The sequence below is a fragment of the Ensifer sp. ENS02 genome, from assembly GCF_014851885.1.
GTDB lineage: Bacteria > Pseudomonadota > Alphaproteobacteria > Rhizobiales > Rhizobiaceae > Ensifer > Ensifer adhaerens.
In genome coordinates, this window is the sequence record NZ_JACVAO010000012.1 from 61,595 (window position 1) to 84,987 (window position 23,393).

Consider the following 23,393-nt stretch of genomic DNA (forward strand, 5'->3'; position numbering starts at 1 on the left):
CGGTCGTTTCCGGGCAGCCAGGACTGCGGGTGGAGGACAGCATGACAGCACAACCGGTTCTGGAGGTCCGGCGCGTCACCAAGCATTTCGGTGCGGTGAAGGCGCTGACGGAGGTGGATTTTCGCCTTGAGCGGGGAGAGATCCACGCACTCTGCGGCGAAAACGGCGCAGGCAAATCCACGCTGATGAACATCATTGCCGGTGTGCTTCAGCCGAATGACGGCGAGGTGCTGGTGGATGGAGCGCCCGTGAAAATCGCCTCGCCGGCGACCGCCCAGACGCTCGGCATCGGCCTCGTCCACCAGGAAATCGCGCTCTGCCCGGATGCGACGGTGGCGGAAAACATGTTCATGGCGGCCACCAACCGCCGGCGCTCGCCGCTGATGAATTACGGCGCGCTCGAACGCGAAGCCCAGGTAGTGATGAACCGGCTGGCGCCGATCGACGTCCGGCGCAAGGTCGCCGACCTCGCCATTTCCAGCCAGCAGCTGGTCGAGATTGCCAAGGCGCTGACGCTCGACTGCCGCGTACTGATCCTCGATGAGCCGACCGCGGCGCTGACGGAAGCCGAAGCGCAGGCGCTGTTCGCCATCATCCGCGACCTGAAGGCCGCGGGCATATCGATCATCTATATCAGCCACCGCATGGCCGAGATTTTTTCGCTCTGCGACCGCGTCACTGTGTTTCGTGATGGCCGCCATGTGGTCACCGAGAAGATCGCCGACGTGACTGCTGACGATGTCGTACGCCGCATGGTCGGCCGCGAGATCAGCCAGCTCTATCCGCAAAAGCAGGCGCCGGAGGCGCGGACGGACGAGACCATTCTCTCTGTGCGTGGCTTGAGCGATGGCGACCGCATCGACACCGTCTCCTTCGATCTGAAGCGGGGCGAAATTCTTGGAATCGGCGGTTTGATCGGCTCCGGTCGTACCGAGATCGCCGAAGCGATCTGCGGTCTGAGGGCCAAGTCGAAGGGCGACATTACGCTGCGCGGAAAGCTGCAGCGCATCGGCAACTACCGCGACGCGGTCGATGCCGGCATCGTCTATCTCTCGGAGGATCGCAAGGGCTCCGGCGTCTTCGTCGACCTGTCGATCGCGCAGAATATTTCGGTGCTTGATCTGAAGACGCTGACCGGGCCGCTCGGATTGCTGAATTCCAGGGCCGAGGCCGATCTCGCCCGCGATTTCGTCCGCCGGCTCGGCGTGCGCATGGGCGGCATCGATATGCCGGTCTCGTCGCTCTCGGGCGGCAACCAGCAGAAGGTGGCGATTGCCAAGCAGCTCGCCGTTCGCCCGCAAGTGATCCTGATGGACGAGCCGACGCGCGGCATCGATGTCGGCGCCAAATCCGAAATCCACCGGCTGCTGCGCGAGCTTGCAGAAACCGGCATCGGCATTGTCGTGATCTCGTCGGAACTGCCGGAGCTGCTCGGGCTTTGCGACCGGGTTCTGGTCGTGCGCGAAGGCGCGATCGCCGGCGAGCTTGACGACAGAGAAATGAGCGAGGAGGCGGTGATCCGCCTGGCCTCAGGGGTGACGCAAACGGCCGAGGCTGGCCGGATGGTGGATCATGTCGCCTGAAAGAACTGATAGAGCCGGGGAGGCGGAAATGGCTGTTGATACGATGGTTGCAACGCATGCGCAGGCGCCCGCCTGGAAACGCATCGGCACGATGCGTGAGGCGGGGCTGATCGCGATCATCCTGGCGCTCGGTATCATCATGAGCTTTGCCTCGCCGCATTTTCTCACCTTCGGCAACATGCGCGCCATGCTGATGAGCTTCTCGGTCGAAGGCATCGTCGTCGTCGGCATGACGATCCTGCTCATTGTCGGCGGCATCGACCTCGCTGTCGGCTCGGTCGTCTGCTTTGCCATGGTGCTGGCCGGTTCGCTGTTTCTCGCCGGTGTCGATCCCTGGACGGCCTCGCTGGTCGGCATCCTCGCCAGCAGCATGATCGGCATGATCATGGGCTTCTTCGTCACCGTCGTCGGGCTCAATCATTTCATCACGTCGCTGGCGGCGATGGTGATCGTGCGCGGCCTCTGCCTCGTCATCACCAAGGGCACGCCGCTGTCGCTCTTCACGCTGCCGGCGTCGTTCAAGGCGGTCGGGCAGGGCACCTTCCACGGCGTGCCCTATGTCATCCTGATCTTCGTCGCCGTCGTCGTGCTCTTCGACTTCCTGCTGCGCCGGGCGACCGCCTTCCGCAAGGTTTTCTATACCGGCAGCAACGAGAAGGCGGCGCTCTATTCGGGCATCAAGACCAAGCAGGTGAAGTTCTGGGTGACGGTGCTTTGCTCGACGCTCGCAGGCGTCGCCGGCGTCATCTACATGTCGCGCTTCGGCGCCGCGACGCCCACCTTCGGGGTCGGTATGGAGCTCAACATCATCGCTGCGGCGGTCATCGGCGGCGCCTCGCTCAACGGCGGCTCGGGCACCATCCTCGGCGCCATCCTCGGTATCGCTCTTCTCTCGGTCGTCACCAGCTCGTTGATCCTGCTCGACGTCTCCGTCTATTGGCAGGACATGATCAAGGGGTGCATTCTCTTGGCTGCCGTTTCCATCGACCACCTGCTGCACAAGCGGAAGGCAGCCTGACCATGCCGATTGCCAAACCCATTTTGTCCCAGGCCTCAAGTGCGCGAGAAGAACTCGTCGTCGCGCGGCAGATGCACCAGGCGCTCGTCCTGCATTTCCTCGAAGGACTGACCCAGTCGCAGATCGCCGATCGGCTCGGCATCTCGCAGCCGACCGTTAACCGGCTGATCAAGCGCGGCCGTCAGCTTGGCCTGGTAGAGATCAAGATCAAGTCGCCGATCGAGCCCTTGGTCGACATGGAAGAGCAGTTGCTTGCGATCGGCGGCATCCGCCGGGCGATCGTCGTGCCGACCGTTTCCGACAATCAGCAGACCGCACTCCAGGCGGTCGGCGAGGCGGCAGCCCGGCTGCTGCTCGAGGAGATCGGCGATGGCGACACGATCTGCATCACCGGCGGCAAGGGTGTCAGTGCCGTCGTCGCGGGGCTGCAGGCGCCGCGCCGCTTCGATGTCGAGGTTATCCCCGGCACCGGCTGCGTCCAGGGCAAGCACTATACGGATGTGAACCACGTCTCGACGATGATGGCCGACAGGCTCGGCGGGCGGTCTTTCCAGATCCACGCGCCGCTCTTCGCCGACAGTGCCGCCGAGCGGGCGATGCTGATCAACATGCGCTCGGTGGCAGATGTCTTCGGGAGGGCGCGCGAAGCGAAGGTGGCGGTGGTCGGCATCGGTTCGATCCTTTCGGACGATTCGAGCTACTACGACCTGCATCCGTCTTCGAGCACGGACCGAGCGGCAATCGAGCGCTCTGGCGCAAGCTGCGAACTTCTCGCCCATCTGCTCGATGATGAGGGACGTGTCTGTGACTACAGCCTCAACCGTTCGCTGGTGTCACTGACGCTCGAGGAGTTCGCCTCGATCCCGACGAAGATCGGCGTGGCAAGTGGACCGAACAAGGCCGGACCGATCCTCAGCGTCATGCGGGGACACCACCTCGACACGCTGGTGACGGACGAGGCGACCGGCGAGCGCGTGCTCGCCATGGCAAGCGAAAAGGGACTTCTGGCATGAGCGGGGATCAATTGATGCGGGAGATCGGCCGATCGGGCGTGAAGGCTTCGGCCGTCGGGCTCGGCACCTGGGCGATCGGCGGCTGGATGTGGGGCGGCACGGACGAGCGGGAGTCGATTGCCGCGATCCAGGCTTCGCTCGACGCCGGTGTGACGCTGATCGATACGGCGCCGGCCTATGGCCTCGGCCGCTCGGAAGAGATCGTCGGCAAGGCTTTGGCCGGCCGCCGCGACAAGGCAATCATCGCCACCAAGTGCGGGCTCGTCTGGCATACGGACAAGGGCAAGCACTTCTTCGACCAGGACGGCAAGCCGGTGCACCGCTACCTCGGCCGAGATGCGATCCATCACGAGGTCGAGCAGAGCCTGAAGCGGCTCGACACCGATTACATCGACCTCTACATCACCCATTGGCAGGACCCGACGACGCCGATCGAGGAGACCATGGCCGCGCTCGAAGAGCTGCGCCAGGCGGGCAAGATCCGGGCGATCGGCGCCAGCAATGTCGGCCGTAGCGACCTTGAACAGTACATCGCGATCGGCGGGCTCGACGCGATCCAGGAACGCTTCAGCATGATCGATCGCGAGATCGAGGCGGAGCTTTTGCCGCTGACGCGGCGCAACGGCGTCGCCACGCTCAGCTACTCGTCGTTGGCGCTCGGGCTTCTCTCCGGCGGCATCGGGCCGGAACGGGTGTTTTCAGGCGACGACCAGCGGCGCGACAATCCGCGCTTCTCGGTCGGCAACCGCGAAAAGGTCGCGGCCTTTGCCAAGGCCATCCAGCCGGTCGCAGAAAAGCATGGCGCGACAATCGCCCAGATCGTCATTGCCTGGACGCTCTGCCAGGAGGGCGTGACTTTCGCGCTCTGCGGCGCACGCAATCCGGCGCAAGCGCTCGACAATGCAAGGGCCGGGACGATCCGGCTCGATCACGATGATCTCGCGGGGATCGACGCGGCCATCGCGGCGACGCTCGTCAACATGGACAGCTAACGGACTGCCATCATGAACCGGGAAGAGATTTTCAACGGGCTCGCCAAGAGCCCGAAGGTGGACGTGTGCGTCCTCGGCGGCGGCATCAACGGCCTCAGCGTCTTTCGTGAACTGGCGCTGCAAGGGGTGAACGTGCTGCTCGTCGAGAAGCACGACTACTGTTCGGGCGCGAGTGCGGCGCTGTCACGCATGGTGCATGGCGGTCTTCGCTATCTCGAAAATGGCGAGTTCAGCCTGGTCAGGGAATCGCTGGTCGAACGCGATCGGCTGCTGAAGAACGCGCCGCATTACGTGGCGCCGCTGCCCACGACCGTGCCGATCTTCGACATCTTCTCGGGTCTTGCCAATGGCGCGGTTCGCTTCCTGGGATTGACGCGGCGGCCAAGCCGCCGTGGCGCCGTCGCTGTCAAGATGGGCCTTGGCATCTATGATTTCCTGACGCGCAAGCGGGCGCTGATGCCGAAGCATGCCTTCCGCGGGCGGCGCACGACGCTTGCACGCTGGCCGGCGCTCAATCCCGACATCAAGAGTTCCGCGACCTATTACGACGCCTGGGTCAGCCAGCCGGAACGTCTCGGAATCGAGCTGTTGAAGGACGGGCTTGCCGCCGGTTCTCACGCGCAGGCGCTGAACTACGCCGAACTGACGCTGGCCGCACCCGGACGCTACGAACTGAAGGACGATGTCACCGGCGCGGTCGCTGCGATCGAGCCCGGCATCATCATCAACGCCACCGGCGGCTGGATCGATATCGCCAACGGCGCACTGTTTCCCGCAACGTCGAAGCCGGCCCCGTTGATGGGCGGCACCAAGGGCTCGCATCTGATCATCGACAATGCCCAACTCATGGACGCGCTTAACGGCCACATGATCTACTACGAGAACGAGGATGGCCGCATCTGCATCCTCTTTCCCTATCTCGGCAAGGTGCTGGTGGGCTCGACGGACATTCGTGTCGATGATCCCGAAACCGTGCGCTGCGAAGCCGACGAGCGCGACTACATCCTGCAGTCGCTCGCCTTCGTCCTGCCAGACATCCGGATCAGGCCGGAAGAGGTGGTGTTCCAGTTCTCGGGCGTACGGCCGCTGCCGGCGAGCCAGGACAGCTTCACCGGTCGCATCCCGCGCGACCATTTCTGCACCTTCGTGGAGGGTGTTGAGGGCGGTCCGCCGGTGCTCTGCATGATCGGCGGCAAATGGACGACGTTCCGCTCCTTCGGCGAAATGGCGGCCGACCTCACCCTGGAACGGCTCGCAAAACAGCGCCATGTCAGCACCGGAGAACGTGCCATCGGTGGCGGGCAAGACTATCCCTCCGATCGCGACCGATGGGTCGATGATGTTGCGGCAGCCACCGGGCTTTCGCGGGAGCGCATGCAAGTGCTTTTCGTCCGCTATGGAACGGGCGCGCGAGACGTTGCCGATCTCATCGCCGCCGGCGCTGACCATGCCTTGCCGCATCCGGATTACTCCGCGCGCGAGCTGCAATACCTGATCCGCAGCGAAGCCGTCGAACATATCGAGGACCTGCTGCTGCGCCGCACGACGCTTGCAATCACCGGCGAGCTCTCGCTCGACATGGTGGATGCGGTGCTCGCCTTGCTTGCCATCGAAAAGCAATGGTTGCCGCCGCGTGTCGCGGTCGAGCGTAAGCGATTTCTTGCCCTTCTCGTCGAGCGCCATGGCGTCGACGAGGAAACCCTATCCATACGGAACGAACAAAGGAGTGCATTATGCGAAACAACAGCAAGGTCCGGATGAACCGTCTGTTCGGCGGTGGACGTTGCCTCGACGTCGCGATCGATCATGGCGTCTGCAACGAACCCTCCTTCCTCAATGGTCTTGAAGACATGTCAGCCGTGGTCAAGGCGCTGGTCGCGGCCGCACCGGATGCGATCCAGATGAATTTTGGCCAGGCGGATCTGTTGCAGGAGGTGCCGGGCAAGGACAAGCCGGCGTTGGTCATGCGTCTCGACATGGGCAACCCCTATAACCGCATCCGCCACCGGCACATGTGGGCCGTGTTGCAGAACGAGGCCGAACCGTTGATCGGCGCGCTGGCGATGGACGCGGCCTGCGTCGTCGTCAACCTCTTCATGCTGCCGGACGAGCCCGATCTCTTCCGCCAATGCGTCGCCAACATCTCGCGCGTGCGGGCCGATTGCGACAAGTACGGCATGCCGTTGATGATCGAGCCCTTGGTGATGCAGCCGGTGACCGAGCACGGCGGCTACATGGTCGATGGCGACGCCGAGAAGATCGTGACGCTGACCAGGCTTGCGCGCGAGATGGGCGCTGACATCGTCAAGGCGGACCCGACCACCAATGCCGAGGATTTCCACCGGGTCGTCGAGGCGGCGCGCTGCCCCGTTCTCGTGCGTGGCGGCGGCAAGGAGGACTTGCGCAACGTCTTCGACAAGTCGGCGGCCTTGATGCGTCAGGGCGCAATGGGCATGGTCTATGGGCGCAACATCTACCAGCACGCCAATCCGAGCGCCGTTGTGCGCGGCCTGATGGCGATCATCCATGAGGATGTAAGCGGCGAAGAAGCCTACGCGCTCTACCAGCGCGGTTGAAATCGCTCAGCCGGAACCGCTTCACCAGCGATGCTCCGGCGCAAGAGGAACGCTGCCGCTATGAGGACACCGGTGGCGTTCCGGCAAATGGATTAAGGACCTTGGGGAGGGGTTCGGCAATGGGTAAGTATCTGCTCGGGATCGACGCCGGGAACACTGTGATCAAGACGGTACTTTTCGATCGTGACGGCAACGAGATCGCGATGGCCGCGGAAGAAGGGCACAGCCATGTGCCGATGCCCGGCCATGTCGAGCGCGGGCTTGGCGAACTGTGGAGCCATGCCAAGGTGGTGATCCGCGCCTGCATCGAGCGCGCCGGCATCGATGCCAGCGAGATCGCGGCGATCGGTTGCGCCGGGCACGGCAACGGTCTCTACGCGCTCGATCGAGACGGAGAACCGCTTGTCGGCATCCAGTCGCTCGACACTCGCGCCGCCGGCCTCGCCGAGGAGTGGCAGGCCGCAGGCGTCGGCGAGCGAACCTATCCGATCGCCGGGCAGAAGCCCTGGCCATCACAAACGCCGACCCTGCTTGCCTGGCTGAAGCGCCATCGGCCTCACCAGTTTGAAAAAATCGGCACGGTGTTTCTCTGCAAGGACTTCGTCATCAATCGCCTGACCGGCGCACGCGTCAGCGACGTCTCGGACATGAGCGGCGCGGGCCTGCTCGATGTCGCCGGAAGGCGTTACGATGCGGCATTAATGAAGGCCTATGGCCTCGGCGAAGACATGGACCTGCTGCCCGATCTCGCCGAAAGCGCCGATATCGTCGGACGCGTTACCGAGGAAGCGGCGGCGCAGACGGGTCTGGCTGCCGGCACACCCGTTGTCGGTGGGCTCTTCGACGTGGTCGCTTCGGCAATCGGCTCGGGCGTCACCCGCACCGGTGCTGCCTCGATCATCGCCGGCACCTGGAGCATCAACCAGGTGATCATCGACCAGCCTGATCTCTCACGTCCGCTCTTCATGTCCTCGACCTTCGATCGCAAGCGCTACATGGCGATCGAGGCGAGTGCCACGTCGGCGGCCAATCTGGAATGGCTGGTGCGCGAGCTCTTCCCGCACGACGGCAAGGATGGCCGGTCGCCCTTCGATCTCTGCTGCCAGCTGGCAGCCGAGGTCACGCCGGCCTCTGATGACCCGCTCTACCATCCGTTTCTCTATGGCGCTCAGCAGGACGGCAACGCGCGCGCTGGCTTCTACGGCGTCGCCGGCTGGCACGGCAAGGGTCATCTGGTCCGCGCGGTGCTTGAAGGCGTCGCCTTCGGCCATCGCCAGCATATCGCGGCGTTGCGCGCGGCTGGAGCTCGCTTCGAGGAGGCGGTGCTTTCGGGTGGCGGATCGCGCAGCCTGATCTGGCCGCAGATCTTCGCCGACGTGCTTGACGTGCCGGTGACGGTCGCCCGTTCACGCGAGACCGGTGCGCTCGGCGCCGCGATTACGGCTGGCGCCGGCATCGGCCTTTTCGCCGATATCTCCGCCGGTGCTGCGGCGATGGTCAAGACCGAACGCCACTACCGTCCAAACCCTGCACTTGCCGCGCATTATGACAGGCGCTTTGCGCTTTACGGCGAGATCGCCGCTGCCATGGCGCCGATCTGGCGCCGGCTTGCAACGCCCGAGCGATCGGCGCGGGAAGCGGCGGAGTGATCAGGGCAGGGGCATCGGTCTGTCGGGGCGCTGCTGGGAGGAACGTTGCAGCGCCGCCGCAAACCGTCTGACCCGTCAGAAACGCATGTTGATGCCGGCCTTGATGACGTGGCTGTTGATGTCTTTCTCGCTGGAGCCTGAGCTCGTGTGGGTGCGGACATCTGGCGTGGTGATGTAGTTGTATTCGAGCTTGGCGGAGAGGCCGCCGGCAAAGGCCTGTTCCACGCCGGCGCCGAGCAGGTAGCCGCCCTTGAAGCCGACGTCGTTACGCACGTCGCCGCCCTTCTTGTAGCTGGTCATGGCGTAACCGGCCGTGCCGTAGACGAGCGTCTGGTCGAAGGTGAGACCCGCCTTCGCCTTGATGGCGCCGCGCCATTTCTCCTTGAGCTTGCCGCCGTTGACCTTGTGCTCGGTGTCGCCGAGATAGGAGCCTTCGATTTCCGCCCCGACGATGCCGGGGCCGGCCTGCATGTTGTAGCCGGCCTGAACGCCGAGCGCGACGCCATTGCGGTCGGCGAACGGGTTGGGGCTGCCGGTAAAGCCAAGGCCGCCATGGGCACCGACATAGGCGCCGCTCCAGCTGAAGGCCGGCGGGTCCTGATAGGTGGGGGCGGAGAAATCAGCCGACTGGGATGGCTGTGCGACGCAGAGGGCGAGAAGGGTAAGACCCGACCAGATGGAAAACTTGCTGGACTGCCGCATTTTCTTGCTCCGTGCATAGGAAACGCGCCTTGATGGCGCTTGCGTCCACCCATGCGCGCTTCACCTTTGGGGTGGGATGGCGATGTTTGGACGGTACACGGCCTTTGTCGGCCCCACGAATTGCACCAACATTGCGCAACTTGTCTAAGTTGCTGATTTTGTTGTTAGTTATCTGTTAACCATACGCCGACTGAGGAAAATCCTAGCCGGCAGGCAAGGTGATGCGGAAGCAGGCGCCGCCCTTGGGATCATCGACCACCGAGATGTGACCCTTGTGGCGGCCGATGATCTCGCTGACCAGATGCAAGCCGAGGCCGGCGCCATGGTCCCGCGGCTGCAGGCGATGGAAGGGCTCGAAGATCCGGGCCCGTTCCCGTTCCGGAATGCCGGGACCTTCGTCGGTGACCTCGATCACGCCGCCGCGCTCCACCCGGATCGTGATCAGGCCGCCGGCGTGTTCGATGGCGTTGCGCACGAGGTTGGTGACCGCCCGCTCGATCGCGCCGGTATCGCCGCGCACGACGACGCGCTCCGTGCCCGGAGCGAAGGAAAGGTCGCAGCCGGCCGAAAGCGCAAGCGGGGCGAGGTCGGCCGTCACGTCGCGGCAGAGCGAAACCAGGTCGAGCTGCCCGAAATCCGTGCCGTCGCGATCGATGCGTTCGAGATCGAGCAACTGTTCGGCAAGGCCGGCAATGCGATTGGAATCGATCAGCAGGCGGTTCCTGAGCGGGCCGGCCTCCATGCTTTCCAGGCGCGTGTGCAGGATCGCAACTGGGGTTCGAAGCTCGTGTGCAGCATCGAGGATAAAGCGCTGGCGGCGCTCGTACCCCTCATCGAGCCGCTGCAGTGCGCCGTTGAACGCCTCAACGAGCGGTCGCACTTCGCCGGGGATGCGATGATCGGGCAGCCGGGCACCGCGGCGCTCGACATCGATCGTCTTTGCCTGGTCGACCACTTCGGCAAGACCGGCAAAGGCGCGCCTTACGATGATCGGGATCGCGAAGGCCGGGATCAGCACCACGATCAAGACGATCGGCAAAAGCAGAAGGTTTGCCAGGATGAACACCGCGAAGGACGCGCTCCAGAGCCGCCCTCCACCGGCAAGCACCGTATAGGTGCCGTTGTCCGTGGTCACCGAGCGCACGATCGACGAGAGGGTATAGGGCTCGATGCTGTCACGCATATCGCCAAAGGCGATGCGGTCGAGGTGCTCGCCGATGCTGCGATAGGCGTCCGGCACCGGTCCGCTGCGGATCATGTCACCGCGTTCGTTGCGTGCGACGAACCAGAAATCGGCGGACTCGGCCCGCATTGCAAGCAGTTGCGGCGTCTCCACCAGCGTCAGTCCACCGGCGGGATCCGGCCGGATTGCCCCGGCCGCGATCGACGCGGCGTCGGCGTCGAGGAACTTGCCGCCGAGATCGGCGCGCGTCAGCAAGGCCATGAAGCCGGCGATGACCGCCATCAGCAGCAGCACCTGAAAGGTCAGGATCTGCCAGATCAGGCGCTTCTTCAGCGAGTTGGTGGAAGCGTTCGTCATGGAGAGGGTCTCAGGAGGTAGCCGACGCCGCGGATGCTGTGAATTTCAACGCCGGCACCGGTTTCCGAGAGCTTGCGGCGCAACCGCGAAACATGCGCGTCGAGAGAATTGGACTGGATCTCGTCGTCATAGCCATAGACGGATTCCTCCAGAGTCGAACGCTGCACCGTGCGCCCCTGCCGGCGCGCCAAAGCCTCCAGCACCAGCAGCTCCCGCCGCGGCAGGTCCAGCACCCGGCCGTCGACACGAGCCTGCCTGCCCTCGAAATCGAAGATCAGCTGGCCGATGCGGGCGGTGATCGGCGCAATATCAGGTGAACGTCGCATCAGGGCACGGATGCGCGCCAGCAATTCCTCCACGGCGAACGGCTTGGCGAGATAGTCGTCGGCGCCCATGTCGAGCCCCCTGACCCGTTCGTCGATGGCGCTGCGCGCCGTCAGCACGATTACCGGGATTCCCGATCGTAGCGCACGCACCCGCGGGATCAGCGACAGGCCATCGCCGTCGGGCAGTTGCCGGTCGAGGATGATGCCGTCGTGAACCTGGTTGGCCAGCGCCGCCATCGCATGGTCGATCGACGGTGCATGGTCGAGGATCATGTCATAGCGGCTGAGTGCGGCACTGAGTGCTGCCGCCATTTCCAGCTCATCCTCGACAAGGAGCAGGCGCATTGAATATCTCCGAATCCGATAGGCGTGTCTCGTTCACGTCTGGTGGACGAGGATTGCAACAACGTTGCGGCCTTTCGCTGCCTTTCTAGCGGCGAGAACGGGAGCCCGGCAATGCAGAGCGGCCGGGGCTTACCGTATTCGGATGGGACGGAGAGAATAGCCGCGCATTTGCGGGGCGAGCGATCGGACAAGAGCCCTCAAAAATCGCCTTGCGCGGCAGCGCCGGGCGGGCGCTGCCGCGCAAGGCGCAGACCGTCAAACGATGTGTCGCTGCGCAAGGGTACGCAGCGGCACGGACCGGCCAAATGACGGAGGTCAGGCGACGGCCATGATCCGCTGGAACGCATCATAGGCCGCAAGCACCGTTTCCTTCTGAGCCTCATGGCCGGCAATGAAGGCATCGCCGTAGATTGTCTCATCCGGGTACTCGGTGATCAGCGTCAGCGGTGCCGTGTGGCGGTCGTCGACGGAGATCATGCAGGGGAAGCCGTTGATGATGCGGAAACCGGTCTCGCCGGCATGCGTCTCGTAAAGCGCGATCTGGGCGTCGTTGTAGGCGAGCAGGCCCGGAACGGCCGCAAGCCGCTCGGTGACTTCCGCGATCAGCTGTTCGGCGCGCGCTTCCCATTCGGCGTGGTGGCGCATGATCAGGAAGAAGCCCTTGGGCAGGGTCCACATGGCAAAACCGCGCGGCACGTAGCCCGAAAGCGGCCGCGTCCACTCATGCGAGGGATAGCCGTGCAGGTTGACGTGCAGCTGCGCGCCGGTCAGCCGCTCGGCCTCCTTACGGATCTCGCGCTCGTTGAGTGCTGCACCGGTGCGGTATTCGAGATCGTCGCCAAGGGCGGTGTAGCGGGCGGCATGGTGCATGTGCAGCGGGTTGTCGACGCGCAGCCGCTGGTGCACGGCATAGCCGTCGGGGTTTTCGAGCGGCGAGATGGTGAAGTGGCTACCGGTGCGGGCGGCGAGCGCCTGGGCGGCGCGGAGCACGCCGACGATGCCGGTCGTCTCGTTCGGATGCTGTCCGCCGCTGATCATGACCGGCGCATCGCTTCCCTTGTGATAGCGGGCCTTCACCGGCCGGCCGGCACGCGACCTGGCCTCGAAGGGCTGGCCGTCGATCGCGGCGAGTTCGGCATGGATCTGCGCCACCGCCAGCGGTGCCTCGGCGGTGTCGAGCGGCAGGGTTTCGCCTTCGACATCCGTCGCCTGCAGCGGCCGCGCCTTGACGACGACGGTGGGCTTGCCGACGCCGAAGACGATCTCCGGCACGATCTGGCCGGGCTTCAGGCCGCGGTCGCCGAGCGGGCGACCGGACTTCTTCTGGAAGACTTCGAGCAGCGAGAAATAGAAGTCCTCGTGCAGCGCTTCGCGAAGGCTGATGACTTCCTCGCCGACGGGCAGGCGGAAGTCGGTGATCGGCAGGGTCACGCGGATGTTGAGCTCTTCGAAATAGGGCTCGCTGTCACCCCAGGCATGATCGGAGATCGCCTGCATCGTGCCGGCAAAAAGCCGCTCATAGTCGGTATCGAGGTGGCATTCGCGATGCTTGTCGCAGCCCTCGTCGAGGCGGATCCAGCCGGTCGGCGACAAAAGCGTCTCGCCGATGAAATCGGTGTGGATGCGGTTCGGTGCGAATACGGCGTGGTTTTCCTGGCGCCCGTCACGGAAGGTCAGCGCGACATCATAGGTGAATGCCTTGGCGCTGCCGGCCTCGAAGCGGATCTCGGCATCGCCGACGAGGGCTGCGAGCGGATAGGCTTCGAGCAGGAAACGGTTCTGAGGCGCGCCCTCATGCTGGGGATAGCGGACGACGACGCTTGCGAGGGCTGCGCGATCCACTTCTTCCAGGAAGAAATGCAGCAGCGGCTTGTAGGCGCTCCTGAGCGCCGCCTTGACGCCGAAGCTTGCCAGTTTCTGTTCGGCGGCCTTACGGCTGGCGGCATCGTCGAACAGCCAGGCTTCGAGCTTGGTTCCGCGGGCGGCCTCCTTGCCGTAGGTGGTCAGAAGCGTGTCGAGGGTGCGCTCGAAGGCGCCTTCGAAAATCGTCGTCATCGTGAAGTTCTACCGGTTGGGTCGAGGCTGTCACGCAGCCAGTCGCCGAGAAGATTGAGGCCGAGAACGGTGAGCAGGATCGCAAGGCCCGGGAAGACGCTGACCCACCAGGCGTTCTGCAGGTAGGTGCGGCCGTCGGCCAGCATGCCGCCCCAGCTCGGGATCAGCGGATCGACGCCGAGGCCGAGGAAGGTGAGGCTGCTTTCGAGCAGGATGTTGTTGGCGACGTTGAGCGTCATCAGCACGATCACCGGGCCGATCAGGTTCGGCAACAGGTGCTGGAACAGGATCCTGTAATCGCGAACGCCGATGGCTCGGGCCGACTGGATGAACTCGCGCTCGCGCAGAGACAGGACCGAGCCGCGCACGAGACGCGCATATTGCACCCACTGCGAGACGATCAGCAGGATGATGGTATTGCCGAGCCCGCCGCCGACGATGGCGATGAAGGTGATCGCCAGCAGGATGAAGGGGAGCGCCAGCTGCACATCGGCAAAGCGCATGACGAGCATGTCCCAGAAGCCGCGATAGTAGCCGGAGACAAGCCCCATGACCACGCCGACGACGACGGCGCCGGCAACCGACGTCAGGCCGACGAGCAGCGAGATCTTGCCGCCGGCAACCACGCGAGCCAGCACGTCGCGGCCAAGCGGGTCGGTGCCGAGCGGATGGGCCCAATTGACGAAGGGCGGCGTCAGCCGCGCCATCAGGTCGATCTTGTCGACGCCGCCGGGAAAGAGCACGCCAGAGAAGAGAACGGCGAGGCAGATGCCCCCGGTGAGCAGCGCTCCGAGGATGAATTCGAGGTTGCGGAAGCGGGCGAAGCGGGTGCTGGAAGCCTTTGACGACATCGGCTCACTCCGTCCGGATGCGCGGATCGACGAGGCCATAGGCGATGTCGACCAGAAGATTGACGAACACGATCATTAGCGAAAGCACGGTTATGACCGCCTGAAGCACGGGGTAATCGCGTGAGGCGACCGCGTCGAAGGCGAGCGTGCCCATGCCCGGCCAGTTGAACACCAGCTCGACGACGACGATGCCGCCGAGCAGGCCGCCGAACTGCAGGCCGAAATAGGTGATCAGCGGGATCGCGCAGTTACGAAGTGCGTGCTTGTAGAGCACTTTGCTTTCGCTGAGGCCCTTGGCGCGCGCGACCATGATGTATTGCGACTGCAAGGTTTCCAGCATCGCGGTGCGCACCAGGCGCACATTGGTCGCCGTCAGGATGATGCCCATGGTCAGCGCCGGCATGATGAAGCTTGCAAAACCGTCCATGCCGCTTGGCGGCAGCCATTTGAGGACGATCGAGAACAACAGGACCAGCATGATCGCAAGCCAGAAGTTCGGGAAGGAAAGCCCAACGAGCGACAGAATGCGGATTGTCTGGTCGGCCCACTTGCCGCGGGCGACGGCGGCGCGGATGCCGAGCGGAATGGAAATCGCGATCGAGACCATCAGCGAGGCGAAGGCGAGCAGCATGGTCGCCGGCAGCGCAGAGGCGATCAGCTGCGAAACAGGCGTACCGCCCATGAAGGAGCGGCCGAAATCGAGCCTGAACATGCCCGTGATGAAATCGGCATATTGCGCCAGGAACGGCTGGTTGAGGCCGAGCCCCTCGCGGATGCGCACGAGGTCGGCCTCGGTGACGCTGCCAGCGCCCTGCGCCAGCATTAGCGCGGGGTCACCGGTGAACCGGATGGCATAGGAGACGGTCAGTGTCACGACGAACACGACGAAGACCGCCTGCAGAAAACGTTTGATCAGAAATCCGGCCAAGTGACCCGCCCTTTTGGAAAAATGGTCCGCCGCCTCAAGCGTGAGGCGACGGACCGGCCTGTATTACTCGACCGTCACGTCCGTCAGCCGCAGGCGGCTATCCGGCACCGGCGTGAAGTTCTTGACGCGCTTGCTCACGCCGAAGATGGCGTTGAGGTTATAGAGCGGCATTTCGAGCGAACGGTCTGCGGCGTAGTTGGCGATCTGCTTGAGGATTTCCTCGCGCTTTGCCTGGTCGGTGATCGAACGCTGCGATTCGAGCAGCTTGTCGAGTTCCGCGTCCTTGTCGTACGGGTTCCACTTTTCGCCCGAGTGGTACATCGAGTAGGCGGTGTTGTCGTAGTCGAGCGTCCAGCCGCCCCAGGACTGCTGGAACAGCGCGCCGGTCTTGCCGGCCGGGATGATGTCGTTCAAGAGGACGTTGGTTTCATAGGGCTTGATCGTCGCGTTGATGCCGATCAGCTGCAGGTAGCTTGCGATAGCCTGCACGACCTCGTTGAAGGTCGCGTCGTTACCGCGAACGTCGATCTGCACGGAAGCGCCCGGCGCAACGCCGGCTTCCTTCAGAAGCGCTTTTGCCTGTTCCGGATCGTACGGCAGCGGCTTCATCGCCGGGTCGAAGCCGAAGGAGAGCTTGCCCTGGAAACTGGCGATCGGATCCGCCTGGCCGGCGAGGATCGACTGGATGATGGTGTCGCGGTCGACGCCGAGGATCAGCGCCTTGCGGACCTTCGGATCCTTGGTGATGCCGTCGCGCGTGTTGAATCGCAGCGCGTAGACCGTCGGGCCGGCGCTGGAGACGATCTCCAGATTGCTATCGCCCTGGATCGTCGGGATCATGCCGATCGGAATGGTCGGCGGGATGACGAGATCGACGCGGCCGGCCTGCAGCTCGGCAACGGCGGTCGCCGGCTCCGAAATGAAGCGGTAGTTGAGGTTGGAAAGCTTCGGCGCGCCGCCCCAATGATCTGCGAAGGCTTCGAGCTTGATGCCGACCTTCGGCTCGTAGGAGACGAACTTGAACGGGCCGGTGCCAACAGGATGGGCGTTGAAGTAGTCCTCACCCTTTTCCTGGATGTACTTCGGCGGCACGATCATCGCGCCATAGCCGGCGAGCTTGGTGAGAAGCACCGGATCCGGCGTCTTCAGGACGAGGTCGACTGTCTTTTCGTCGACGATCTCGACCTTTTCGATCACGGCATAGTTGGACTTCTGCGGACCCTTGGAGCCTTCTTCGCCGAGCAGGCGGTCGAAGGTGAACTTCACTGCTTCTGCATTGAAGGGCTCACCGTTGTGGAACTTGACGCCCTCGCGCAGCGTGAAGCGCAGGCGCTTGCCGCCGTCGAGCTCTTCCCAAGCAGTAGCAAGGCCGGGCACGAGCTTCAGATCCGGACCGCGATAGGTCAGGCCGTCATAGATGTTGGTGGCAACCGACGCCCAGTTGACGAGGAAGGTGTCGACCGGGTCCCAGCTTCCCGGATCCTGCGGCGAAGATACCGTCAGCGTGCCGGCGGCAAAGGCCGGGGCTGCGGTCATGAAACTACCCGCCATCGCAAGGGCGATGAAAGCGGCGTGGATCCCCTTTTTGTTGATCATTTACTCACTCCTGTTTCGACAGCCTTCCTGAGAAGAGAAAGCGGCTCACGCACCCTTGGCCACGTAATGGCCAGGGGCGATTTCTTTGCGCGGCAGCACCGCGGGTTCGTCGCCGACGCGGCGGATCGGGCTCGGGATCTCGCCCTCCAGCATGGCGCGCTCGCGACCCTTGCCGGGCTCGGCGACGGGCACCGCGGAAAGCAGCCGGCGAGTATAGGGATGGGACGGCGTCTCGAAGACCTGCTGGCGGCTGCCGAACTCCATGACCTGGCCGAGATAGAGCACGGCGACGCGGTGGCTCATGCGTTCGACCACCGCCATGTCATGGCTGATGAAGAGATAGGCGAGACCCTCCTGTTCCTGCAGCTCCATGAACAGGTTGATGATCTGCGCCTGGATCGAGACGTCGAGAGCCGAGAGCGCCTCGTCGGCGATGATCAGCTTGGGACGGGAGGCGAGCGCACGCGCAATGCAGACGCGCTGGCGCTGGCCGCCGGAGAATTCGTGCGGGTAACGCTTGGCGTGCGCGGGCGTCAGTCCGACGCGCTCCAGCAATTCATGCACGCGCTTTTCGATGTCCTTTTCACCGAGGATCAGGCCGTGGGTGCGGATAGGTTCGGCGATCGAGAAGCCCACGGTCTTGCGCGGGTCGAGCGAGGCGAAGGGATCCTGGAAGATGTACTGGATTTCCTGCTTCAGCCGCTGCCGCTCGGCATAGCTCATGGCCGAGACCGGGCGACCGCCAAAGAGGATCTCGCCCGAGGTTGCGTTCTGCAGTTGCTGGATCGTGCGACCGATCGTCGACTTGCCCGAGCCGCTCTCGCCGACCAGCGCCAGCGTTTCACCCGGGAAAATGTCGAAGCTGACGTTTTCGATGGCGTGCACGCGGTGCGTCGCCTTGCCGAAAAGGTTCTTGCGCACGTCGAAGCGGGTGACGAGATCACGCACCGAAAGGATCGGTGCCGCGTCGTAGCGGGCGGTGCGCTGGATATGGGTTTCGCCGACGCGCTTCGGTTCGCCGTCGATCATCATGGTCAGAGGCAGGCGCTTCGGGAATTCCTCGCCGGTCATGCTGCCGAGTTTCGGCACGGCGGAAAGCAGCGTCTGGGTATAGGGGTGCTTGGGGCTTGCGAAGATCTCGCCGACCGGACCTTCCTCGACCTTGCGGCCCTTCCACATGACGACGACGTCGTCGGCCATTTCGGCGACGACACCCATGTCATGGGTGATGAAGATCACCGCCATGCCGAGTTCTTTCTGGAGGTCGCGGATGATCGTCAGGATCTGCGCCTGGATGGTGACGTCGAGCGCCGTCGTCGGCTCGTCGGCGATCAGCAGTTTCGGCCGGCAGGCAAGCGCCATGGCGATCATGACGCGCTGGCGCATGCCGCCGGAAAGCTGGTGCGGATAGCGGCCGATCAGTTCTGCAGAATCAGGAAGGCGCACCATGTCGAGCAGGCGGCGCGTCTCGACGAGCGCTTCGGCCTTGGTCATCTTCTCGTGCAGCATCAACACTTCGGCGACCTGGTCGCCGATGGTAAAGACCGGGTTCAAGGACGTCATCGGCTCCTGGAAGATCATGGCGATCTCCTTGCCGCGGATCGCGCGCATGGTCTTCTGCGGGGCGCTCGTCAGATCGATTTCGCCGTCCTTGCCGCGAAACAGGATGCGGCCGGTCGGAAACTGGCCGCCCATCATGTCCGAGAGCCGCATGATCGACAGCGACGTCACCGATTTGCCGGAGCCGGATTCGCCGACGATTGCGAGCGTCCGGCCGGGCGTCACCGTGAAGCTCAGGTCTTCGACGACAGGATTGCCGTTGAAGGCGACGGAAAGCTTCTCAACGGCGAGCAGGGGCGCAGGCGTATCGACGGTCACGCAGTCTTCCTTGTTACAATGTGGTCGCGGCGCGCGCGGACTGTTCATAGGCGCCCGACATGAAACGCAGGACGGCGGCGATCTCGGAAAGCGTCTCCTCGGAAGGACGCGCTTTGGCGGTGGAGGAGACCAGCAGCCGCTCGCGAATTTTTGCGTAGCGCGTGCAGGCGTCCGACCCCTTGTCGGTGATGAGGATGGTCTTTTCCTTGCCTTCCTTGCCCGTCGTCACGAGGCCTGCGGCTTCGAGCTTGCGGATGGCATAGGTCGCGACATGGGTGTCCTCGATGTCGAGCACGAGACAGATGTCGGCGAGTTTCTTGCCGCGATCGCGGTGGCGGATCGTGTGCAGGATCAGGATCTCGATCGGGGAAAGACCGGGTACGCCGGCGGCCGCCATGCAGCGCATCATCCAGCGGTGAAAGGCATGCGACGCGAGGATCAACCCGTATTCGACCTCGGAGAGGCCGGGAGAGCCGCCTTCAGCAAGGTGCGCGGAGGAAACGATCGGGCCGATGGCCGCGACCGGCTTTAGATGTTCGGGCAGGGCATTTTCGGCCCATTCCCGTCCTTCGAAGCTATCCTCCGACTTCTTCGTCATTCAGCTCTTCCTCATCTTGACGATTTTATGTCATCATTTTATCGACATTTTGTCAACGAACTGCTTTGATGAATTTCCGGGCTTGCACAATGAAGCGGCTCGCGAATGAGAGGGATGGACAATGAGCGCACGCGAAACCGGCAGCTGGGACTTCTGGATCGACCGTGGCGGCACCTTCACCGATGTCATCGGTCGCGACCCGCACGGGAAGCTGCATGCCCGCAAGGTGCTGTCCGAAAATCCGGAAGCCTATCGCGACGCCGCTGTGCAAGGCATCCGCCTGCATCTCGGCCTTGCGACCGGTGCACCGATCCCGACCGGCCTCATCGGCGAAGTGCGCATGGGCACGACGGTCGCCACCAACGCGCTGCTCGAGCGCAAGGGCGAGCCCCTGGCTCTCGTGACGACCAAGGGCTTTCGCGATGCGCTGAAGATCGGCTACCAGGAACGCAAGAAGATCTTCGCGACCGAAATCATCAAGCCGGAAGCGCTCTACCAGGATATCGTCGAACTCGACGAGCGCGTGCTGGCCGACGGTATTGTCGAGCAGCCGCTCGACGAGGCGAAGGCGCGATTTGCCCTCGAAGACCTGAAGGGCAAGGGCTACAAGGCCGTCGCCATCGTCTTCATGCATGCCTACAAGTATCCGGAGCACGAGGCGGCCGTTGCCCGCATCGCCCGCGAACTCGGCTTCGAGCAGGTCTCCGTCAGCCACGAAGTCTCGCCGCTGATCAAATATGTCGGCCGCGGTGATACCACCGTCATCGACGCCTATCTCTCCCCGGTTCTGCGCCGCTACGTCGCCCAGGTCTCCGGCGAACTCGATATTGCCCGTACCGGCGCACGCGTCATGTTCATGATGTCCTCCGGCGGCCTGACGGCGGCTGAAATGTTCCAGGGCAAGGATGCGATCCTCTCCGGCCCGGCCGGCGGTGTCGTCGGCCTCGCCAAGACCGGCGAAGCCGCGGGCTTCGATCGCGTCATCGGCTTTGACATGGGTGGTACCTCGACCGACGTCGCCCATTTCGATGGTGAATATGAGCGGGCGTTCGAGACCGAAGTTGCAGGCGTGCGCGTGCGCGCACCGATGATGCTGATCCACACGGTTGCCGCCGGCGGCGGATCGATCCTGCACTTCGACGGCGAACGTTTCCGCGTCGGCCCGGATTCGGCCGGCGCCAACCCGGGCCCCGCCTGCTACCGCAATGGCGGTCCGCTTGCTGTCACCGATGCGAATGTCATGCTCGGCAAGCTGATGCCGGATTTCTTCCCGGCGCTGTTCGGTCCGAACCAGGACGAACGTCTCGACGTCGAGACCGTGCGCGGCCGTTTTGTTGCCATGGCGACCGAGATCGGCGATGGCCGCAGCCCCGAGGATGTGGCCGACGGCTTCATCCGCATCGCCGTTGCCAACATGGTCGAGGCGATCAAGAAGATTTCCGTGCAGCGCGGTTATGACGTGACGCGCTATGCGCTGAGCTGCTTCGGCGGCGCCGGCGGCCAGCACGCGTGCCTCGTTGCCGACCAGCTCGGCATGAAGAGCATTCTCGTGCATCCGATGTCCGGCCTGCTTTCGGCCTATGGCATGGGACTTGCCGATATCCGCTCGACTCGCCAGAAGGCGCTCGGCGTCGCGCTCGACGACAAGGCGCCGGCAGCCCTCAGCACGCTGGGCGCCGAGCTGGAAGTCGATTGCCTCGGCGAACTGGAAGCACAAGGAATTGCCCGCGACGAGATTCGCACCCATCTGCGCGCCCATATCCGCTATGCCGGCACCGACACGGTGCTTGCGGTCGACGCGACCTTCCCGGCGCATGACGACATCGCCCGCCTGCGCGCCGAGTTCGAAGAGCTGCACAAGCGCCGCTTCGGCTTCGTCGCCGACAACAAGGCGCTGGTGATCGACGCCGTCGAAGTCGAGACGGTCGGCGGCGGTGCTGCCCAGATGGAGCGCGAAGGCGCATCCGTCACCTCGGGCACGCCCGACGTTTCACGCCGCACTCAGTTCTATTCGCAAGGCCAGTTCCACGATGCGCCGGTCCTGCTGCGCGCCGAACTCAGCCCCGGCCAGCGGCTCGACGGTCCGGCGATCATCATCGAACCGAACCAGACCGTCGTCGTCGAGGACGGCTGGCAGGCGGAACTGACGGCGAAAGACCATATCGTGCTGCGCCGCGTGAAGGCGCTGCAGCAGCAGAGCGCGATCGGTACCCATGCCGATCCGGTCATGCTGGAGATCTTCAACAATCTCTTCATGTCGATCGCCGAGCAGATGGGCGTGACGCTGCAGAACACCGCCTATTCGGTCAACATCAAGGAGCGGCTCGACTTCTCCTGCGCCGTCTTCGACAACCGCGGCAACCTCGTCGCCAATGCGCCGCACATGCCGGTGCATCTGGGTTCCATGGACGCCTCGGTCGCAACCGCGATCCGCGAGAACCCGGTGATCAAGCCCGGCGACGTGTTCCTGATCAACGCGCCCTATAACGGCGGCACGCACCTGCCTGACCTCACCGTCTGCACGCCCGTCTTCGACGATGCCGGACAAGAGATCCGCTTCTGGGTCGCCAGCCGCGGCCACCATGCGGATATCGGCGGCATTTCGCCGGGCTCGATGTCACCGCTTGCCACCAACATCGAGGAGGAGGGCGTCTACATCGACAACTTCAAGCTCATCGATGCAGGTCGCTTCTGCGAGGCCGAGCTTGAAGCGCTTCTGAATGGCGCGCGCTATCCGGTGCGCAACATCCTTCAGAACGTCAACGACCTGAAGGCTCAAGTGGCGGCCAACGAAAAGGGCGTCGCCGAACTCAAGAAGATGATCGCCCAGTTCGGCGAAGACGTGGTCGAGGCCTATATGGGCCACGTCCAGGACAATGCTGCTGAGAGCGTGCGCCGTGTGCTTGACCAGTTGCCAGACGGCGAATTCTCCTACGAGATGGACCAGGGCTGCAGCATCGTCGTCAAGATCACGGTCGACCGCGACAAGCGCGAGGCGACCGTCGATTTCACCGGCACGTCGGAGCAGCGCGGCGACAACTTCAATGCGCCGGCGCCTGTCACCCGCGCCGCCGTACTCTATGTCTTCCGCGTGCTGGTCGAGGCCGACATTCCGATGAATGCCGGGTGCCTGCGGCCGATCCACATCGTCATCCCCGAGGGTACGATGCTGACGCCGCGCTATCCGGCGGCCGTCGTTGCCGGCAACGTCGAGGTCAGCCAGGCCGTGACGAACTGCCTGTTCGGCGCGGTCCAGAGCCAGGCCGGCGCGCAAGGGACGATGAACAACCTGACCTTCGGCAACGACAATTATCAGTATTACGAGACGATCTGCTCCGGCGCGCCGGCGGGTCCCGGCTACAACGGTGCCGATGCGGTTCATACGCACATGACCAACTCGCGGCTCACCGATCCGGAAATCCTCGAAACCCGCTTCCCGGTGGTGCTCGAAGACTTCCACATTCGCGTCGGTTCCGGTGGCCGCGGCCAGTGGCACGCCGGAAACGGCACGAAGCGCACGATCCGGGCGCGGGAAACGCTCGACTTCGCGATCCTCTCCGGCCATCGCCGCGTCGCACCCTTCGGCATCAAGGGCGGCAGCCCGGGTGAACTCGGCCGCAACCTCGTGCGCCGCAATGACGGCCGGACGGAGGAACTGTCGGGCTGCGCCCATACGGTTCTCGAAGCTGGCGAAGCCTTTACCGTCGTGACGCCGACCGGCGGTGGATACGGCCGGTCATAGG

The 23,393-nt window shown here is 64.0% G+C and carries 17 protein-coding genes; 8 read left to right on the forward strand and 9 right to left on the reverse strand.

Annotated elements, in window-relative coordinates; genetic code table 11:
• The first annotated feature begins 41 nt into the window (after positions 1-41).
• The 7 genes from IB262_RS24585 (at position 42) to IB262_RS24615 (ending at position 8,831) form a co-directional block, all read left to right on the forward strand.
• Complete coding sequence (locus IB262_RS24585) at positions 42-1,583, forward strand: sugar ABC transporter ATP-binding protein (protein WP_192493932.1); 1,542 nt, start codon at positions 42-44, stop codon at positions 1,581-1,583.
• Positions 1,584-1,611: 28 nt separating this feature from the next.
• Positions 1,612-2,601, forward strand: coding sequence for an ABC transporter permease (locus IB262_RS24590; RefSeq protein WP_060521961.1), 990 nt, complete (start codon positions 1,612-1,614; stop codon positions 2,599-2,601).
• 2 nt (positions 2,602-2,603) lie between these two features.
• Positions 2,604-3,614, forward strand: a complete 1,011-nt coding sequence (locus IB262_RS24595; protein WP_034805596.1) for a sugar-binding transcriptional regulator — start codon at positions 2,604-2,606, stop codon at positions 3,612-3,614.
• Positions 3,611-4,606 (forward strand): aldo/keto reductase, encoded by a 996-nt coding sequence (locus IB262_RS24600; protein ID WP_034805599.1) that lies wholly within the window; start codon positions 3,611-3,613, stop codon positions 4,604-4,606. The genes IB262_RS24595 and IB262_RS24600 overlap by 4 nt, the downstream gene beginning before the upstream one ends.
• A gap of 12 nt (positions 4,607-4,618) precedes the next feature.
• Complete coding sequence (locus IB262_RS24605) at positions 4,619-6,367, forward strand: glycerol-3-phosphate dehydrogenase/oxidase (protein ID WP_192493933.1); 1,749 nt, start codon at positions 4,619-4,621, stop codon at positions 6,365-6,367.
• Positions 6,364-7,182 (forward strand): aldolase, encoded by an 819-nt coding sequence (locus IB262_RS24610; protein WP_180316482.1) that lies wholly within the window; start codon positions 6,364-6,366, stop codon positions 7,180-7,182. The genes IB262_RS24605 and IB262_RS24610 overlap by 4 nt, the downstream gene beginning before the upstream one ends.
• Positions 7,183-7,301: 119 nt before the next feature.
• Positions 7,302-8,831 carry an FGGY-family carbohydrate kinase gene (locus tag IB262_RS24615; RefSeq protein ID WP_192493934.1) on the forward strand — a complete coding sequence of 510 codons (1,530 nt, stop codon included), beginning with the start codon at positions 7,302-7,304 and terminating at the stop codon, positions 8,829-8,831.
• Between the two features lie 75 nt (positions 8,832-8,906).
• Here IB262_RS24615 and IB262_RS24620 read toward each other — a convergent pair whose 3' ends face one another.
• From IB262_RS24620 to IB262_RS24660, 9 genes are all read right to left on the reverse strand, one after another.
• A complete protein-coding gene (locus IB262_RS24620) occupies positions 8,907-9,533 on the reverse strand; it encodes an outer membrane protein (protein ID WP_192493935.1) in 627 nt (208 codons plus the stop codon).
• 202 nt (positions 9,534-9,735) lie between these two features.
• Positions 9,736-11,073: a HAMP domain-containing sensor histidine kinase gene (locus IB262_RS24625; RefSeq protein ID WP_060521967.1), complete on the reverse strand. Its 1,338-nt coding sequence runs from the start codon at positions 11,071-11,073 to the stop codon at positions 9,736-9,738.
• Positions 11,070-11,744 (reverse strand): response regulator transcription factor, encoded by a 675-nt coding sequence (locus IB262_RS24630; RefSeq protein WP_060521968.1) that lies wholly within the window; start codon positions 11,742-11,744, stop codon positions 11,070-11,072. Before IB262_RS24630 ends, IB262_RS24625 begins: the two co-directional genes overlap by 4 nt.
• A gap of 315 nt (positions 11,745-12,059) precedes the next feature.
• Entirely contained in the window at positions 12,060-13,799 is a 1,740-nt protein-coding gene (locus IB262_RS24635) for a hypothetical protein (protein WP_060581040.1), read from the reverse strand.
• Positions 13,796-14,650: an ABC transporter permease gene (locus IB262_RS24640; protein WP_060644790.1), complete on the reverse strand. Its 855-nt coding sequence runs from the start codon at positions 14,648-14,650 to the stop codon at positions 13,796-13,798. Before IB262_RS24640 ends, IB262_RS24635 begins: the two co-directional genes overlap by 4 nt.
• 4 nt (positions 14,651-14,654) lie before the next feature.
• Entirely contained in the window at positions 14,655-15,578 is a 924-nt protein-coding gene (locus IB262_RS24645; RefSeq protein ID WP_060581038.1) for an ABC transporter permease, read from the reverse strand.
• A gap of 63 nt (positions 15,579-15,641) precedes the next feature.
• On the reverse strand, positions 15,642-17,174 hold the full coding sequence (locus tag IB262_RS24650; RefSeq protein ID WP_060521971.1) for an ABC transporter substrate-binding protein: 1,533 nt from the start codon (positions 17,172-17,174) through the stop codon (positions 15,642-15,644).
• Between the two features lie 45 nt (positions 17,175-17,219).
• Positions 17,220-19,052, reverse strand: coding sequence for a dipeptide ABC transporter ATP-binding protein (locus tag IB262_RS24655; RefSeq protein ID WP_034805626.1), 1,833 nt, complete (start codon positions 19,050-19,052; stop codon positions 17,220-17,222).
• A 13-nt stretch (positions 19,053-19,065) separates the two neighbouring features.
• The gene (locus tag IB262_RS24660; protein WP_043622645.1) at positions 19,066-19,650 is read right to left on the reverse strand and encodes a winged helix DNA-binding protein; all 585 of its coding nucleotides are present in this window, start codon (positions 19,648-19,650) and stop codon (positions 19,066-19,068) included.
• A 121-nt stretch (positions 19,651-19,771) separates the two neighbouring features.
• On the opposite strand from IB262_RS24660, the gene IB262_RS24665 reads away from it, so the two are divergent.
• Positions 19,772-23,392, forward strand: coding sequence for a hydantoinase B/oxoprolinase family protein (locus tag IB262_RS24665; protein ID WP_192493937.1), 3,621 nt, complete (start codon positions 19,772-19,774; stop codon positions 23,390-23,392).
• Position 23,393 lies beyond the last annotated feature (1 nt).

Coding starts and splice junctions, on each gene's coding strand:
- IB262_RS24585 (WP_192493932.1), top strand. CDS start 42: ATGACAGCACAACCGGTTCTGGAGGTCCGGCGCGTCACCAAGCATTTC.
- IB262_RS24590 (WP_060521961.1), top strand. CDS start 1,612: ATGGCTGTTGATACGATGGTTGCAACGCATGCGCAGGCGCCCGCCTGG.
- IB262_RS24595 (WP_034805596.1), top strand. CDS start 2,604: ATGCCGATTGCCAAACCCATTTTGTCCCAGGCCTCAAGTGCGCGAGAA.
- IB262_RS24600 (WP_034805599.1), top strand. CDS start 3,611: ATGAGCGGGGATCAATTGATGCGGGAGATCGGCCGATCGGGCGTGAAG.
- IB262_RS24605 (WP_192493933.1), top strand. CDS start 4,619: ATGAACCGGGAAGAGATTTTCAACGGGCTCGCCAAGAGCCCGAAGGTG.
- IB262_RS24610 (WP_180316482.1), top strand. CDS start 6,364: ATGAACCGTCTGTTCGGCGGTGGACGTTGCCTCGACGTCGCGATCGAT.
- IB262_RS24615 (WP_192493934.1), top strand. CDS start 7,302: ATGGGTAAGTATCTGCTCGGGATCGACGCCGGGAACACTGTGATCAAG.
- IB262_RS24620 (WP_192493935.1), bottom strand. CDS start 9,533: ATGCGGCAGTCCAGCAAGTTTTCCATCTGGTCGGGTCTTACCCTTCTC.
- IB262_RS24625 (WP_060521967.1), bottom strand. CDS start 11,073: ATGACGAACGCTTCCACCAACTCGCTGAAGAAGCGCCTGATCTGGCAG.
- IB262_RS24630 (WP_060521968.1), bottom strand. CDS start 11,744: ATGCGCCTGCTCCTTGTCGAGGATGAGCTGGAAATGGCGGCAGCACTC.
- IB262_RS24635 (WP_060581040.1), bottom strand. CDS start 13,799: ATGACGACGATTTTCGAAGGCGCCTTCGAGCGCACCCTCGACACGCTT.
- IB262_RS24640 (WP_060644790.1), bottom strand. CDS start 14,650: ATGTCGTCAAAGGCTTCCAGCACCCGCTTCGCCCGCTTCCGCAACCTC.
- IB262_RS24650 (WP_060521971.1), bottom strand. CDS start 17,174: ATGATCAACAAAAAGGGGATCCACGCCGCTTTCATCGCCCTTGCGATG.
- IB262_RS24660 (WP_043622645.1), bottom strand. CDS start 19,650: ATGACGAAGAAGTCGGAGGATAGCTTCGAAGGACGGGAATGGGCCGAA.
- IB262_RS24665 (WP_192493937.1), top strand. CDS start 19,772: ATGAGCGCACGCGAAACCGGCAGCTGGGACTTCTGGATCGACCGTGGC.